We start from the raw sequence: 12,176 nt of genomic DNA, 5'->3' as shown, positions 1-12,176 counted from the left end.
ATTGAAACAGCCACGCCTCGAGGAAATTGTAAAATGTATCTTTCTGTCATCTTCTTCTACCTCTCTCCGCGGTTCCCACGGTAAATATTGACCGGTCCGAACTGTTTTTCATAGGCCGCAAGGGCTGGGTAATCAATCCCGCATTCAATATGCAGGCATTTCATGAATTCCCAGATAGGCACTTCGTTATGAGTCAGCACGTAGACCTTATCTTTGTAGTAGTTCTGCAAATCCTTGAGGCGTTTGTCACGCCACTTATACTTCGTGTACAGCGTCCAGAATATGACGATGGCTACCCCGGCTATCATGTCGCGTGTCTTCGCCATGAGTTTCAGATCGCGCGTCCGGCCGGTTATCATTTTCTGCATCCTTTCGGCGATACGTTCGTTGAGGAAACGGTCGAATCCGTGTTCACATAGTTCGTCACGCCAGTCGTAAATGAAGCCTTCCTGGTGGAGTTCGTCGAGATGCTCCCACATGTCGTTCATCGCGGCGAATCGGTTGCGGCCGAATCCGTATTTATCGTGAAGGCAGCTGAACAATAATGTCGTCGCCCAGTCCGTACCGCTTTCGGCCCCGGCTTCACGCCGTACTTCCATGCGCTGCCTGTCCCGTTTCGCCAGGGCGCGGCTGATAGCGTTCATCGTATCAGCCCTTTCTTGCGGACCATGTAAGCGCCGTATGACAATCCCACTTTACGGGCGGCCGCAATGTCATCATCGAGTCCCGTCCGGAGTCGGCTTTCAAAGGCCGCTTTTACGGCTTTATCCCTCGTCCTTTTCATGCGATTACGCGCCTGGATGAGCGTTCGTGGCCGCATGATCTGGTAATAAATCTTTTCCCAGATAGGACGGCAGTCCGGGCATACGCTGAATCCGCTCATCATGGGCTTATCGCATACGATGCAGGTAGGCCGGCGTGTATAGCCCTGTTTCCGGTAGGCGTTCCAGTCCCAATAGCGCTTCGTGAATTTATCGAGGCAGGACTGGCACAGCCGCTGTGCTTTATAGTACGGGTCGAATTCATCCCCGCACACCATGCATTTAGTCATCTCGCTACTCCTCTCTTCATGACGATGGTCATGCTCACAAACCCCGTGTTCGGGTCCAGCCAAAACCGCATGTATTCGTTACCCATGCGCATGTTGCAGGCCAGCCCTTCTTTGAAGGCGGGGACGTTCTTGATAATCAGTTCGTCCGGGATACCGGGAACGGCCCGGCGGGCGAATTCGATGATGTCTTTCGGCACGTCATCCAGCGACGGCGGTTTCTTTTCCTTGTCCGGCCGCGTCGTCCACTGGCTTCTAAGGCCGCTTATCATGTCGTGGATGCGCTTGCGCCCGGCTTCGTTTACCGGGGCTTCCGGCAGTGCCTGGTAGTCCGGCACGGCGTTGATTCTCCGCTTAACTTCTTTCTTGATCATCGTCACGCTCGGCATAGTGTCGGCGCTGTCAATCACGCGTCCCACGGCCCGCAGGACGTCGCCGTCGCTGTAGCGTTTAAACTGGAGCATCATCGCGCCAATGAATTCATCGCCATTCTGGCCACTCAGCTTCCAGGCGTCATTTGGATAAGAGCCTCTTAATATCTTCAAAACTTGATTGGCTGTGTTGCTCGTCATATTCTTTGCACATCCTTTCTCTCCGTGCGTCATCTTCCCGCAGCCGTTCGTCGCGGGTCTTATACCGCCCTTTATATGGTGTCGAAGGGCTTTCCCGTTTTTCCCAGGTGCGTACCGTGGCTTTCCAGTCCTTCATGTGGGTGTTTCCTCTCATCCATCCGTTAGCCTCGTAATGATCATAGAAGTATTCCGGGTCAATGTTGTTTCCACGCTCTTCACAATACGCACGGATTTCTTCTACCGTGGGCTTTACAAAACGTCGTTCCTTGTGTTTTTTAGTCGTGGGCGCGGCGGAAGGTTTACTTCCGCTATCTATACTTTCAGTCTTACTTAATTCAGTCTTACTTAATTCAGTCTTATTAGCGTTAACTTTTTTAACATCTGGAAGTAAAGTTTTTTTACTTCCATGGGAAGTAAAAATTTTTAACTTCTTGATGTAAAGCTTGTTTGGCTTATTGAGTCCTTGCCGGACAATATCAAGTAAGTCATATTCAACGAGTTTCTTCATAGCTTTTACGCATGTGGGATGTGAAATATTCAATGCTTCTTGCAACTCTTCCTGTGCGAAGATGAAGAAAATGTCGTCGTTCTCGTCTACCCATCCGTTGTTCCTGGATAGGTTGAACCTGTCGCGGAGAAGTGCATACATTACCTTTGCACTCATCGGCAGATTCTTGTAAAACGGGTTCGTGAATAATGCTTTAGGGAGTTGATAGAATTGTTCGTTGTCTATATCCCCTAATTTATATCTTTCGCTCATTTCAAGCTCCTTATCCTGTACCATCCGGTGCTCATGTTGGGACTTGGCCTTGCTTCGATATAGCCTTTATTTTCCAGGTCGTCCATTATCTTTAGGACTTCGGCTTTATCTGTGTCTAATAGCCATTCCGCAAGCGCGGCGATCTGAATGTTATCCTCGATACCGACATAACCTAGAAACGCTTTTTCTCGTAAGGTTAAATCACCAGCGTCTAGGTATTTTACGGGGATGAAAATACCTGTAAATTCCATGTTAATCTCTCCCTCTAATCTGTTGAAACCTTTCTCTCATCTGCCTAGCTTGCGGCCCGTGTGCCCGTTCGTGGCAGTCCCGACAAAGTACGATGAGGTTATCTAAATCACTCGTCCCACAATGGGACCTAAATACAATGTGATGGATTTCCGCAGCAGGTGCGCCGCAGTTCTCGCATACGCCGCCCGCCCGTTCATAAGCCGGAAGGCGGTTCTTTCGGTATAGCGCGTCGTCACGTCGTTTCCGTTTATTCATCTCGTTCGGGCCTCCAATCATCTATGAGCGCCTGGACCCACTCTCTATCCTCGACGTTCGCACCGATCTGGCTGGCTTCGTCAACAAGGCAGTCAATTAGTCGGCTCATGTCGTGCGTGTCGTACACGCTGGACCCGGCGTATAAGTGCAGGACGGTACAGCCCTTGACCTTGCTGATCCCGGTATCAATAGCAATCCATCCAATACCGTTGTGTCGCCAGTCCCGGCACACGCTGGCCGCCAACTTCTGCTGGACACATATTGGCGTAAAGCCTTGGGAGTCTTGAATAGCACCGCGATACACTTCCTCCTTGCTGACGTATTGGCCGTCGCTGGACAGCTTTTCAGCTATCCGCTGGCACAACAGCCAGCAGTAAGAGTTAGCATTTAATGTGCGCTTTTCTGAGTAGCGCTTAATCTCGATGGAGTAATCACCGTCGACTTTGATGTTATTTAAGTCTTCGGTGAGTGGTGCAGGAATCAGCAGCATATAGCCGCTGTTCCCTTTGAGCACCTGGATACCTTTCGCATGAAACTTCATGGTGTTATACGCCTTCCATCAGTGCGGCGTCGTCTTTGGCCTTCGCCGCATCGACTAATTTGCCGATGTTTTCGTAGAAGGCCTTGGCCTCTGCAAGGGACAATTCCTTGAAATGCCCCTTATTGAATTTTGCTTTGAGCAACGGCCCGATGAACATGACCGCTTCATTAGCCCTAGCCCAGTCAATGACAAGCTGGTAATAGTCATCAACGGAAGTGGGCTTTTTTTGCGTTTGAGACGAGCTAGACGCTGTTTTTTCGGCCTGTCGCCCCGCCTTGGTGTAATTACCCTTGGGGCTATCGTTCCGCGCGTTAGAATGGCTCTGAGGTGTATTATTCCATGTATCAGCGTCCTTGTTGTCGTCGATACAGAACAGGCCGTTCAAGGCGTACTTGCGGGCGTAGCTGGACGTGCTACCTGTTACCTGGCTGTCGTCCATGCCTTTGCGGGCCAGTGCCTCGCGGGCGTAAGCGCTGGTCTTGATTTCCTCGCCGTTGTCGGCGTCAATCAACCTGGCGTCCGCCCTCACATAGAACCTGTCTCCCTGTTCAGATACCGTGTCAGTAAGTACCAACACCAGCCCATGTTTATTCAATAAGGGCTTTACGGCTTCCAGAATGTCTTCACATGAGCGGTAGTTATACCCCCCGAACTTGTTGTACTGCCCTTTTGGCGCTTTAAGCTCAGCCTGCACGGCCATTAATTTTTTATAAATATTGGTTTTTTCTTCCATGCCTAGCACCTCACTTGATCTGAATGTTTACCCGCTCTTCGAGTTCAGCACCCGGAACGTCTTCCCCGCCTTTCAAGGCTTTCCCGATGGCCGTCTTGTCAACTTTCGGAGGCTGTGCGATCAGGAAGGTTTCCGGCAGCTTCTTTTCGTCGGTGATGGTGACGGCTTTGCTCTTCCGCCAGCCGATGGAGAATTCCGTTCCCTTAACCTTTTCACCGTCGAGGACGTTGGCAAGGTAGCTTTCCAGCTGTGCGGCCTTGTTTTCCGCTGCCTTCTGCCGCTTGTAGAAGGCTTCTTTTTCTTCTTTAAGGGCCTTTGCGTCGGCTTTCAGATTCTTGACCCACAAGGCAATGTTTCGGATTTTTTCGCTACGTTCCATTTTCAGCAGGGAAAGTTTTTCCAGGTCGATGACTTCCCCGGTTTCCATGTTGACCGTCGTACCCGGTTCGACTTCTACACAATTCAGAATAGATTGTTCGACTTCTACGCAATTCAGAATAGATTGATTGATTTCATATAAGCTTGCCATGGTTATGCTCCTTTCTTCGTGTCGTTGAACCAACGACTACGGTCAAACAAAACGGCGTCTTTACCGTCCTGCAATACTTCTGTTAAATCGTCGATAAAGCCGGATAAATCAACCTCATCAATTTGCTTTAAATTGTCGATATGGACGTCAAGGAACTTTAAGTTGTCGGACAATTCGTCCGTCAGTTCCGGGAAACAGCAGTTGCCTTCAAACGTTTCCGCGGCTGAAATAAGCGCGTCGGCTTCATAGGTAATGTCGTCGTTGTCGGGAAACTTTTCCTTTAATAACGTTCCAATCCTTATGCAGGTATCTGCCAGTTCGTGGGATACACTGCGTGAAAGGGGACTTAGCAATTCGTAATGCGTTTCAAATGGCCAAGGTTTACGGCCCCAATCATTAATGTCTCTTGCTTTCATTGACGACCTCAACTTTCTGCCTTATAATTAAGGCAATCAATTTAATACATCTAGCCTCGTAGGCCTTGCGTAACCGTCGCAAGGTCTACTTTGCTATTACAATCTTCTGACCGACTTTGAGGCCATGGTCCGGCGCGATGTCATTCAGCTTCGCAAGGTCGTAAATGACTTTACGAATATCCTGATCATCACTAGACAGCCCGGCGGCTATGTCCCAAAGCGTTTCTCCTTCTTCCACGTAGTGGACTTTGGAGATTTCCGCTGCTTTCTGTTCATAGGCCAGCTTCGCTCCGGCGTACCAGCCAATGCCACAAGCCGTGGCAAGGGCCAGCGTAAAGGCAATCGCGCCGGCAATCCGCTTGAAAAGCTTGCGATCGTGCCGCTTTTCCGGCGTGTGGTCGCGTATTTCAATCGCTTTCATTACCCATCACTCCTTTCAATGCTTCACAAATACAACTCAACTTTTCTTTCAAGGCTCTGTTCTCTTCGGACAGGGCCTTATTTTTGCCCTCGAGCCTTTCCCATTCCAGCGGCCCGTGCGCTGGCTCTTCGTATTCACAAAGGGCCAGCACGTCCGCCGCCCGGTAGAAGGTGCCAGGGAGGCCGTACAGGCGTTTCAGCCTGCCGTCGCTCTCCATGCGGCAGATGGTCTGCCGGGAACACTTGAAAAGCTCTTGCAGTTCTTCGGAGCTGTAACATAGTTTCATGGCTATCAGCTCTTTTCTGCCAGAAACTTATTGATGAAATACTGTTGACCTTTTCCAGTAACCTTTGTCGTTTTGGTAATGATGTTGTTCCCTTTTCCATCAACATAAGAGCCTTCCTTTACCCGGAACAATCCTAATTCCATTGCTCTCTGTGTCGGCATGTTGTAACTCGTACCTTTCTGTTTGATGAGAAATCCGTGTTCGCGCATCCATGCGAATAAGCGTCCGCGGCCTATCTTGATGCCGTTGCCGTGCAAGATTTTTGCTAAGTCACCAATCAAGATGGAAGAGTTGGAAGCGCTGACGGCGTCGGCGAATATTTCTTTCGGCTTCATGCGTTCCGTCTCCGCCTCTAATGAATGGATGCGTTGTTCTCGACTTTCTATTGTCTGCTTAGCTATCAGCAAGGCCTTGGACATAATTTCCGCATCCGTCATTGTTTCGGCGTTAGCGATGTACCCGCCGGTCTTTCTGATTGCCGGAAGAACTTCACTCGTAATCCAGTGCTTGAACTTTTTGGCCGTCGGAAGCTTGCTGGAAAGGACCAGACTGTAAAGGCCGGATTCATTAATAATGACGATTTTTTGTTTTCCGCCAGGGGTCTGTATTTCGCCGACCCCTTTATCATCCTCGTCAACATGCGCTCTAATAGCATCGGCCGTTCTTTCATAACCTAAAATTATTGCTACATCTTTTCCAACAAACCATGGTTCGCCGTCTTTATCGAACGTCCGTACCTGTCCAAATTCAGGGCTATTGAAAACTTTTAATTCGTTCATGGTTTTATCCTTTCTCTACACTAAAAGTGTAGTTATTTTGCAAAAAAAATATTCATATCAAAGTCGGGAAATGCCTTTTTGAAACGCTCCATAAAATTACGGCTAGGCTGTCTATCGTCGTATTCGATTTTCTCGTACAATGACTTTGAAATTCCTAATTTATCGGCCATTTCACTGGCTGTAAACCCTTTAGAGCTTCTGAACTTTTTCATCCATTCCATCTTAACACCTCCTTTCTGTGTCTACACGAACTGTGTATCATTTCATGCTCATATCATATCACACGTTACGTGTAATGTCAATACTTCAAAACACGAATTGTGTAAAAGTATTCCAAACACACAAAATGTGTGCTATATTAAAGATAAATTACACGTATCAAGGAGGTGTACGCTATGAAGTTGTTGAAAAAATTGCGCGAGGAAAAAGGATTGACCCAGTCAGAATTAGGGAAAAAATTAGGCATTTCCCCAAGTACCGTTGGCATGTATGAGCAGGGAAGGCGAGTCCCAGACGTCCCAATATTAAAAAAGATGTCTGCTTTCTTCAATGTATCTATTGATTATTTACTGGAAAATGTAAATCATAACGTACCCACGAAAATGCCGAAAGACCTTAATAAATTCTTGCAACAATCAGAAATTATATTTGATGGCGATACCTACAATCTTACAGACGAAGACCGCGATTTAGTTATGAAGTCTCTTGAGGTTGCCTTTTTAGCGGCAAAACGAGCGAACAAACGCAAAAAAGGCGACACTCCTACTAAATAGAGGTGTCGCCTTATGGTCAGAAAAAACATAAAATTACGCGTCAAGAACCTGGTAAGGAAAATGGGGACAGCCAGCCCCTTACAAATAGCTGATGTGATGAGGATACCCATTGTATACGCCGAATTGCCTAAAGGTATCCGAGGGTATCTTACAAGGCCGTTACGCCGGAAGGTAATCGTACTCAACGACAAACTGGACGAACGGGAAATACCGATTGTCGTTGCTCATGAGTTAGGCCACGCACTGATGCACGGGGCGGCCGGGACATTCCATGCCGATACCGTGAACTATTGCAACGCACGGAGCGAATACGAGGCTAACATGTTCGCGCTGTATCTTCTATCCTACTGCTACGATATAGACGAACGGCTCTTACAGGCCGCACCCAGGAACCGGGACGTAATGACATACAAAGAAGCCCATTCATTACTCTGTCACTGTATCGAAAGCGAATAGGATGTTGCAAAAAAAATCAGCTAGAAAGGTGGTATTTCATTGGGCGTACTTATAAGCATTTTGACAACCGTTTTAGGGATGTATCTTATAACAATATTTAGCAAAAAGGAAAAGCCACTTTCAAAAACTGGTTTCATGACAAGTTGCATCGTCACACTTGTTTTGTTCGCCGCTTTAACTTATTGCTTCCATCAGCTGGCATTTGAAAACAGGCTGGATTATCACGACTATAGAATGGTCAATGATTATATCCATTCTTTGAACAACAAAGAAAAAGAAAAATTCCAAAAAGCGTTAATTTCCCAAAAAGCCAATATAGATAAGAAATACGGGGTTGGGCATGACGTGTCTGGCAATAAATATGACTCGGCGGATACTATTGCTATGAAAAATTCAGAAAGATTCGGTGTATATGCTAATCCGTTAAAGGTTGAGGAATATTTTGACGATGACGCTTACTACTATTGGGATCATATATATTATTTTCATGGTGCTATTTATCTCGGAGCTATGTATTGTTTATATCGTCGCAGGGTAAAACAAAAATAAGCCCGTATCGAAGGTTGAACCTCTCCTACCTATAGAAGCGAGAGATCATTGATTGAAACAGTACCAGCCTTGGCAGCCGAAACTAATACACGCTTAATGCGTTTTAACGCAGACCTGCGTTAAAGGAGCGATGAAAAAATGAATCTTATATTATGGGTTGTGTTATTTGCTCTCATCGGCCTTGGAAAATATGCTATAGGAGAAATAAAACAAAACCGCAAAACAAAAGGAATTGCACTGCTGATTGTTACGATCGTCCTCATGATTGCATGGTTCGCTTTGAAAGGTCATATGTCCCGCAATCTAACGTATTAGTTGTCATGTACAGAAAGGCGGTAATACTATGAAAAAGCTGTTCATACTACTATGCATGTTGTTATCCATCGGTTTTACATCTTTTGCTTCCAGCTGGTATTGGATTGGGGCTGATTCCACCGGAAACCAATGGTACGTAGATAATGAAAATGTTTATACACATTGGATAACATCTCGAGAAATGAGTGAGAACCTATACGATTACCAACACGGCTTATCCCCCATGTATCATACTTATAAGGTTGTATGGATAAAAATAAATAATACAGACGGAACTTATGCAAAACAACGGATAAAAGTAATGAGAAATAAAAAAATGGAACTTTTGAGTTACGTTAATTATGACAGTGACGGAAGTGTCATCGATGCCGATACAATCAGTTTTCCAGAAGAGACGGATATTATACCAGATACAATGGGAGAAGCACTATATGAATTAATATTTTAAAATTAATGGTTGCAGGCACAAAAATAAGCCTGTATCACAACATACAGGCTTACAAGGAGGGATTTTATCATGGATTCTAAAACGTTGAAAGCATTGCAGTTCTTTTATAAAAGATTGTATAGGAAAAATTTTCAATCAAATATCGTATAGGAAAAAATTTCAATCAAATATCACAAACGGGGTTACCAGCTGGAACTAAAAAAATCATCGGGAGGCAATTCTATGAAAAATGTAAAAAGAGTCATATCATTAACATTGTTGTTTGTATTTGCTTTAGCTGCAATGGCTTTTGCATACATCGGTAACGCTAGGTCTGGTATTTTCCATTATGATAGTTGTCAATATGTGTACAGAATGAATAATAGCAATAAGGTGTACTTTGATTCACGCGAAGATGCTGTTGATGCCGGTTATCGCCCATGCCGAGTTTGTAGACCTTAGTAAGAAACAGTAAATTTTGTATTTAGTTCCAGCTGATATTACTTTAGAACCAAAAATAAGCCCACATGGATACCATGCAGGCCTATTCCCGATTCCAACAGGGATGGAGACAGCGGCCAGCCCCAGGAGCAAGGGAATTCTAACCCATACCGCGGCTGGCAGATGGCGGCAGGGATACTCCCATTCCGGGAACCCAGCTTTGTTCCTTCACAAGCTGGCCTGTTTCCATTATATCATTCTTCAAAATCAGAATCTAGTGCCCTTGCATAGTGCAGGAGTTTCTTTACACGGCAGATTTCGTCGAGTAGTCTTTCAACTGCAACGTCCTCTCCCTGTTCATCGCGGAGCATGATATAAAGTACGCGATAGAAGTTGTCGGCCGCTTCCAGGTGCAGGATGGCCTTCTTGACATGCGCCTCGAATTCTGGCGTCCAGTGTTCCGCACGGTATGCCTTTTCGGCTTCATCCCAGCCCATATCTAAGTAGTAGCGCGCGTTTTCATACAACATCCTGTTCCGCTTTTCGGGCGTGTCGACGAATTCATACACATCCTCGTCGTCTGTCGGCTTGATCGCGTACTGATTCCCACTTTGTTTCATCTTCAAATACATTTCCATGGTTCATCTCTCCCTTCACTATATAGCCACGGCGGGCAATGGAATCTGACGGTTCCAGCAATATTTTTCCGCCTTCACTAGTAATAGGACAGAAAGAGCCATTTCAAGTACCACTTTTTCAAAAAAATGTAACGAATTCAATTCTGTTGCAAACTCGTTCCGCATTCACGGCTGGTCAATCCAGGAGGCAGCTATGTATAACATCAACCACAACTTTACATACCGTCAGAAGGATAAAGGCTGGCAGGTCATACTCTCCTATAAGGACGGTGATAAATGGCGTCAGAAGAGCAAACAGGGCTTAAAAACCAAACAGCAGGCAAAGGATGCCGGAAATAAACTATTGGCAGAATTACAGCGAACATTCGTGCCATCGAGTAATGAATTGGCAGATATTACCTTGCGCGACTTTATCCCGATCATGTTACGGGATAAGCAGGAACTGGCTTTGTCGAGTCAAAAGGCGTATAAGAAAACAGCTGTATTTTTCGATGAATTAGCCGACAAGCCGCTACGTAGCATCACGCGGCAGCAGATAATTGCTATACTGAATGAAAAGAGCCAATACGCCCCCAAAACAAAGGAACTACGGCTTACTACGTTGCGGAGCATCCTAAACCATGCCCGAACTAATTACGGGCTTGTATCCATTAATCCTGCATCAAGAATACAGATACCGCGTCCGAAAGAAGCGAAGAAAATACGGGCCATATCCGCCGTGGAATTTCAATCGCTCATAGATAGCAAGGTCCGCAAAGGCTGTGAATACTATAAAGATATTGTGATGGTCGCTTACTATAGTGGGATGAGATACGGGGAGATAATCGCATTAGAATGGGGAGATATAGATTTTCACAACTACACATTAACGGTGGCAAGGCAAATCAAGCAACAGCCGTCAGACGGCAAGCCTGTATACGCAGTAGGCCCGCTGAAAACGCAAAACTCATACCGAACAATCCCCATCCCCGCTCTTCTTGTTGAAACGCTGGAAAAGGTAGCACGGACGGCAGACAGGGTATTCCCTCTCGCATCTCCATATACACATAATGTCAACCAATGGATACAGCGAACGTTGCCGCACACCTCCATACATGATATGCGTCATTCATACGCAACAAATCTAATCGCCAACGGCGTTGATGTACAGACGGTAGCGGCCCTTTTGGGTGATACAATCAATACGGTCATTAACACATACTTAGACTTTACGGAAGATATGAGACGGGCGGCGTCTGACAGCGTGAATCGGATATTCTCAAAATGATTTTTGACGAATTTTTGACGAGCCGTAAGGAATCGCTTATTTTATGCGCTTTTACGGTATTAACAGACAACGTTAAATTATCGTAAGTTATTTTAAATGAGAATTCAGGCACATATTGTAACGCTTTCTATCCCGCATAACCAAGCCATTTATCCAACAAGTAACATCATCTTCACTTTTTCTCAATAACTGTCAAATTTCCTCGTTTTTCATATCAAAGTCGGCAAAATATCGGCAAAAAAACTTGCTGAAAACCTAGTAAAAAAGCCGTTAAAAAGCCACTCAAAAATTCACAAAAAAGCCCTCGAAAAAGCGATTTTTGGAGGCATAAAAATTCAAGTACTGATGTCGCTTGGCTTTTTTTCGCTCATTTCCTTAGAATCTTCCTTGACCTTTCGATTCATGGTGACTATAATGAGCGTGTGTTTTATGAGCCTTTGGCTGATCATAACTCACTTTCATTGTCCAATCACTTCATTAGTTACTTCCATCATTAACCGGAATGGCCAGCTGTATTTGCAGTTGGCCATTCTGGTTTTATTTGTTTCCATGTTTTTACAGACTCCAGCCACGGTACATTTCTTCTTTATTATCAATGCATTTTTTTACACCATGCCTCTATCCTTCAGGCATGAAAATCTGGGAGTGTAAAATAGTTTGTGTAAATCGGTATTGCATGAATCTACTTTATGCCCCATACTGGGGTAAACAAAGATAA

Annotated in this window: 22 protein-coding genes; 7 read left to right on the top strand and 15 right to left on the bottom strand. The window is 45.6% G+C overall.

Annotation, left to right across the window (positions count from 1 at the left end):
- Window positions 1-56: 56 nt before the first annotated feature.
- From WMO23_RS09595 to WMO23_RS09535, 14 genes are all read right to left on the bottom strand, one after another.
- Window positions 57-644, bottom strand: coding sequence for a hypothetical protein (locus tag WMO23_RS09595; protein WP_349173897.1), 588 nt, complete (start codon window positions 642-644; stop codon window positions 57-59).
- The gene (locus WMO23_RS09590; protein WP_349173896.1) at window positions 641-1,051 is read right to left on the bottom strand and encodes a hypothetical protein; all 411 of its coding nucleotides are present in this window, start codon (window positions 1,049-1,051) and stop codon (window positions 641-643) included. The genes WMO23_RS09595 and WMO23_RS09590 overlap by 4 nt, the downstream gene beginning before the upstream one ends.
- On the bottom strand, window positions 1,048-1,593 hold the full coding sequence (locus tag WMO23_RS09585) for a hypothetical protein (protein WP_349173894.1): 546 nt from the start codon (window positions 1,591-1,593) through the stop codon (window positions 1,048-1,050). The genes WMO23_RS09590 and WMO23_RS09585 overlap by 4 nt, the downstream gene beginning before the upstream one ends.
- Window positions 1,562-2,404, bottom strand: coding sequence for a replication initiator protein A (locus WMO23_RS09580; protein ID WP_349173892.1), 843 nt, complete (start codon window positions 2,402-2,404; stop codon window positions 1,562-1,564). The genes WMO23_RS09585 and WMO23_RS09580 overlap by 32 nt, the downstream gene beginning before the upstream one ends.
- Window positions 2,377-2,631, bottom strand: a complete 255-nt coding sequence (locus tag WMO23_RS09575) for a MarR family transcriptional regulator (RefSeq protein WP_296819612.1) — start codon at window positions 2,629-2,631, stop codon at window positions 2,377-2,379. The genes WMO23_RS09580 and WMO23_RS09575 overlap by 28 nt, the downstream gene beginning before the upstream one ends.
- 1 nt (window position 2,632) lies before the next feature.
- A complete protein-coding gene (locus WMO23_RS11515; protein ID WP_288272203.1) occupies window positions 2,633-2,887 on the bottom strand; it encodes an HNH endonuclease in 255 nt (84 codons plus the stop codon).
- Window positions 2,880-3,428 carry a NinB/YbcN family protein gene (locus WMO23_RS09570; protein ID WP_349173889.1) on the bottom strand — a complete coding sequence of 183 codons (549 nt, stop codon included), beginning with the start codon at window positions 3,426-3,428 and terminating at the stop codon, window positions 2,880-2,882. Before WMO23_RS09570 ends, WMO23_RS11515 begins: the two co-directional genes overlap by 8 nt.
- A 4-nt stretch (window positions 3,429-3,432) precedes the next feature.
- Complete coding sequence (locus tag WMO23_RS09565; protein WP_349173887.1) at window positions 3,433-4,161, bottom strand: ERF family protein; 729 nt, start codon at window positions 4,159-4,161, stop codon at window positions 3,433-3,435.
- A gap of 10 nt (window positions 4,162-4,171) precedes the next feature.
- A complete protein-coding gene (locus tag WMO23_RS09560; RefSeq protein WP_349173885.1) occupies window positions 4,172-4,690 on the bottom strand; it encodes a siphovirus Gp157 family protein in 519 nt (172 codons plus the stop codon).
- Between the two features lie 2 nt (window positions 4,691-4,692).
- Complete coding sequence (locus tag WMO23_RS09555; RefSeq protein ID WP_349173883.1) at window positions 4,693-5,106, bottom strand: hypothetical protein; 414 nt, start codon at window positions 5,104-5,106, stop codon at window positions 4,693-4,695.
- A gap of 85 nt (window positions 5,107-5,191) precedes the next feature.
- Entirely contained in the window at window positions 5,192-5,527 is a 336-nt protein-coding gene (locus tag WMO23_RS09550; protein WP_349173881.1) for a LysM peptidoglycan-binding domain-containing protein, read from the bottom strand.
- Window positions 5,514-5,813 carry a hypothetical protein gene (locus WMO23_RS09545; protein WP_349173879.1) on the bottom strand — a complete coding sequence of 100 codons (300 nt, stop codon included), beginning with the start codon at window positions 5,811-5,813 and terminating at the stop codon, window positions 5,514-5,516. The genes WMO23_RS09550 and WMO23_RS09545 overlap by 14 nt, the downstream gene beginning before the upstream one ends.
- Window positions 5,814-5,818: 5 nt before the next feature.
- Window positions 5,819-6,592 carry a phage antirepressor gene (locus WMO23_RS09540; protein WP_349173877.1) on the bottom strand — a complete coding sequence of 258 codons (774 nt, stop codon included), beginning with the start codon at window positions 6,590-6,592 and terminating at the stop codon, window positions 5,819-5,821.
- Between the two features lie 32 nt (window positions 6,593-6,624).
- Entirely contained in the window at window positions 6,625-6,813 is a 189-nt protein-coding gene (locus WMO23_RS09535; RefSeq protein ID WP_349173876.1) for a helix-turn-helix domain-containing protein, read from the bottom strand.
- A 174-nt stretch (window positions 6,814-6,987) separates the two neighbouring features.
- Between WMO23_RS09535 and WMO23_RS09530 the strand changes: the two genes are divergently transcribed.
- The 6 genes from WMO23_RS09530 (at window position 6,988) to WMO23_RS09505 (ending at window position 9,574) form a co-directional block, all read left to right on the top strand.
- Entirely contained in the window at window positions 6,988-7,365 is a 378-nt protein-coding gene (locus WMO23_RS09530) for a helix-turn-helix domain-containing protein (protein WP_349173874.1), read from the top strand.
- 12 nt (window positions 7,366-7,377) lie between these two features.
- Entirely contained in the window at window positions 7,378-7,821 is a 444-nt protein-coding gene (locus WMO23_RS09525) for an ImmA/IrrE family metallo-endopeptidase (RefSeq protein WP_349173872.1), read from the top strand.
- 39 nt (window positions 7,822-7,860) lie between these two features.
- Window positions 7,861-8,370 (top strand): hypothetical protein, encoded by a 510-nt coding sequence (locus WMO23_RS09520; protein WP_349173871.1) that lies wholly within the window; start codon window positions 7,861-7,863, stop codon window positions 8,368-8,370.
- Window positions 8,371-8,529: 159 nt separating this feature from the next.
- The gene (locus WMO23_RS09515) at window positions 8,530-8,685 is read left to right on the top strand and encodes a hypothetical protein (RefSeq protein ID WP_349173869.1); all 156 of its coding nucleotides are present in this window, start codon (window positions 8,530-8,532) and stop codon (window positions 8,683-8,685) included.
- A 28-nt stretch (window positions 8,686-8,713) separates the two neighbouring features.
- A complete protein-coding gene (locus WMO23_RS09510; RefSeq protein WP_296819585.1) occupies window positions 8,714-9,133 on the top strand; it encodes a hypothetical protein in 420 nt (139 codons plus the stop codon).
- 222 nt (window positions 9,134-9,355) lie between these two features.
- Window positions 9,356-9,574: an Ada metal-binding domain-containing protein gene (locus tag WMO23_RS09505; RefSeq protein ID WP_296819582.1), complete on the top strand. Its 219-nt coding sequence runs from the start codon at window positions 9,356-9,358 to the stop codon at window positions 9,572-9,574.
- Between the two features lie 233 nt (window positions 9,575-9,807).
- On the opposite strand, the gene WMO23_RS09500 is transcribed toward WMO23_RS09505, so the two are convergent.
- On the bottom strand, window positions 9,808-10,191 hold the full coding sequence (locus tag WMO23_RS09500; protein WP_349173867.1) for a hypothetical protein: 384 nt from the start codon (window positions 10,189-10,191) through the stop codon (window positions 9,808-9,810).
- A 193-nt stretch (window positions 10,192-10,384) separates the two neighbouring features.
- On the opposite strand from WMO23_RS09500, the gene WMO23_RS09495 reads away from it, so the two are divergent.
- A complete protein-coding gene (locus WMO23_RS09495) occupies window positions 10,385-11,458 on the top strand; it encodes a site-specific integrase (protein ID WP_349173865.1) in 1,074 nt (357 codons plus the stop codon).
- Window positions 11,459-12,176 lie beyond the last annotated feature (718 nt).

Source organism: Megasphaera intestinihominis (assembly GCF_040096415.1).
Lineage (GTDB): Bacteria > Bacillota > Negativicutes > Veillonellales > Megasphaeraceae > Megasphaera > Megasphaera intestinihominis.
The sequence above is the reverse complement of the archived record's forward strand: the minus strand, read 5'-3'. Positions and strand labels throughout refer to the sequence as shown.

What these genes read in the sequence shown, in the direction of transcription:
- WMO23_RS09595 (WP_349173897.1), bottom strand. Translation starts at nt 644, where the DNA reads ATGAACGCTATCAGCCGCGCCCTGGCGAAACGGGACAGGCAGCGCATG.
- WMO23_RS09590 (WP_349173896.1), bottom strand. Translation starts at nt 1,051, where the DNA reads ATGACTAAATGCATGGTGTGCGGGGATGAATTCGACCCGTACTATAAA.
- WMO23_RS09580 (WP_349173892.1), bottom strand. Translation starts at nt 2,404, where the DNA reads ATGGTACAGGATAAGGAGCTTGAAATGAGCGAAAGATATAAATTAGGG.
- WMO23_RS09575 (WP_296819612.1), bottom strand. Translation starts at nt 2,631, where the DNA reads ATGGAATTTACAGGTATTTTCATCCCCGTAAAATACCTAGACGCTGGT.
- WMO23_RS11515 (WP_288272203.1), bottom strand. Translation starts at nt 2,887, where the DNA reads ATGAATAAACGGAAACGACGTGACGACGCGCTATACCGAAAGAACCGC.
- WMO23_RS09570 (WP_349173889.1), bottom strand. Translation starts at nt 3,428, where the DNA reads ATGAAGTTTCATGCGAAAGGTATCCAGGTGCTCAAAGGGAACAGCGGC.
- WMO23_RS09565 (WP_349173887.1), bottom strand. Translation starts at nt 4,161, where the DNA reads ATGGAAGAAAAAACCAATATTTATAAAAAATTAATGGCCGTGCAGGCT.
- WMO23_RS09560 (WP_349173885.1), bottom strand. Translation starts at nt 4,690, where the DNA reads ATGGCAAGCTTATATGAAATCAATCAATCTATTCTGAATTGCGTAGAA.
- WMO23_RS09555 (WP_349173883.1), bottom strand. Translation starts at nt 5,106, where the DNA reads ATGAAAGCAAGAGACATTAATGATTGGGGCCGTAAACCTTGGCCATTT.
- WMO23_RS09550 (WP_349173881.1), bottom strand. Translation starts at nt 5,527, where the DNA reads ATGAAAGCGATTGAAATACGCGACCACACGCCGGAAAAGCGGCACGAT.
- WMO23_RS09545 (WP_349173879.1), bottom strand. Translation starts at nt 5,813, where the DNA reads ATGAAACTATGTTACAGCTCCGAAGAACTGCAAGAGCTTTTCAAGTGT.
- WMO23_RS09540 (WP_349173877.1), bottom strand. Translation starts at nt 6,592, where the DNA reads ATGAACGAATTAAAAGTTTTCAATAGCCCTGAATTTGGACAGGTACGG.
- WMO23_RS09535 (WP_349173876.1), bottom strand. Translation starts at nt 6,813, where the DNA reads ATGGAATGGATGAAAAAGTTCAGAAGCTCTAAAGGGTTTACAGCCAGT.
- WMO23_RS09530 (WP_349173874.1), top strand. Translation starts at nt 6,988, where the DNA reads ATGAAGTTGTTGAAAAAATTGCGCGAGGAAAAAGGATTGACCCAGTCA.
- WMO23_RS09525 (WP_349173872.1), top strand. Translation starts at nt 7,378, where the DNA reads ATGGTCAGAAAAAACATAAAATTACGCGTCAAGAACCTGGTAAGGAAA.
- WMO23_RS09510 (WP_296819585.1), top strand. Translation starts at nt 8,714, where the DNA reads ATGAAAAAGCTGTTCATACTACTATGCATGTTGTTATCCATCGGTTTT.
- WMO23_RS09505 (WP_296819582.1), top strand. Translation starts at nt 9,356, where the DNA reads ATGAAAAATGTAAAAAGAGTCATATCATTAACATTGTTGTTTGTATTT.
- WMO23_RS09500 (WP_349173867.1), bottom strand. Translation starts at nt 10,191, where the DNA reads ATGGAAATGTATTTGAAGATGAAACAAAGTGGGAATCAGTACGCGATC.
- WMO23_RS09495 (WP_349173865.1), top strand. Translation starts at nt 10,385, where the DNA reads ATGTATAACATCAACCACAACTTTACATACCGTCAGAAGGATAAAGGC.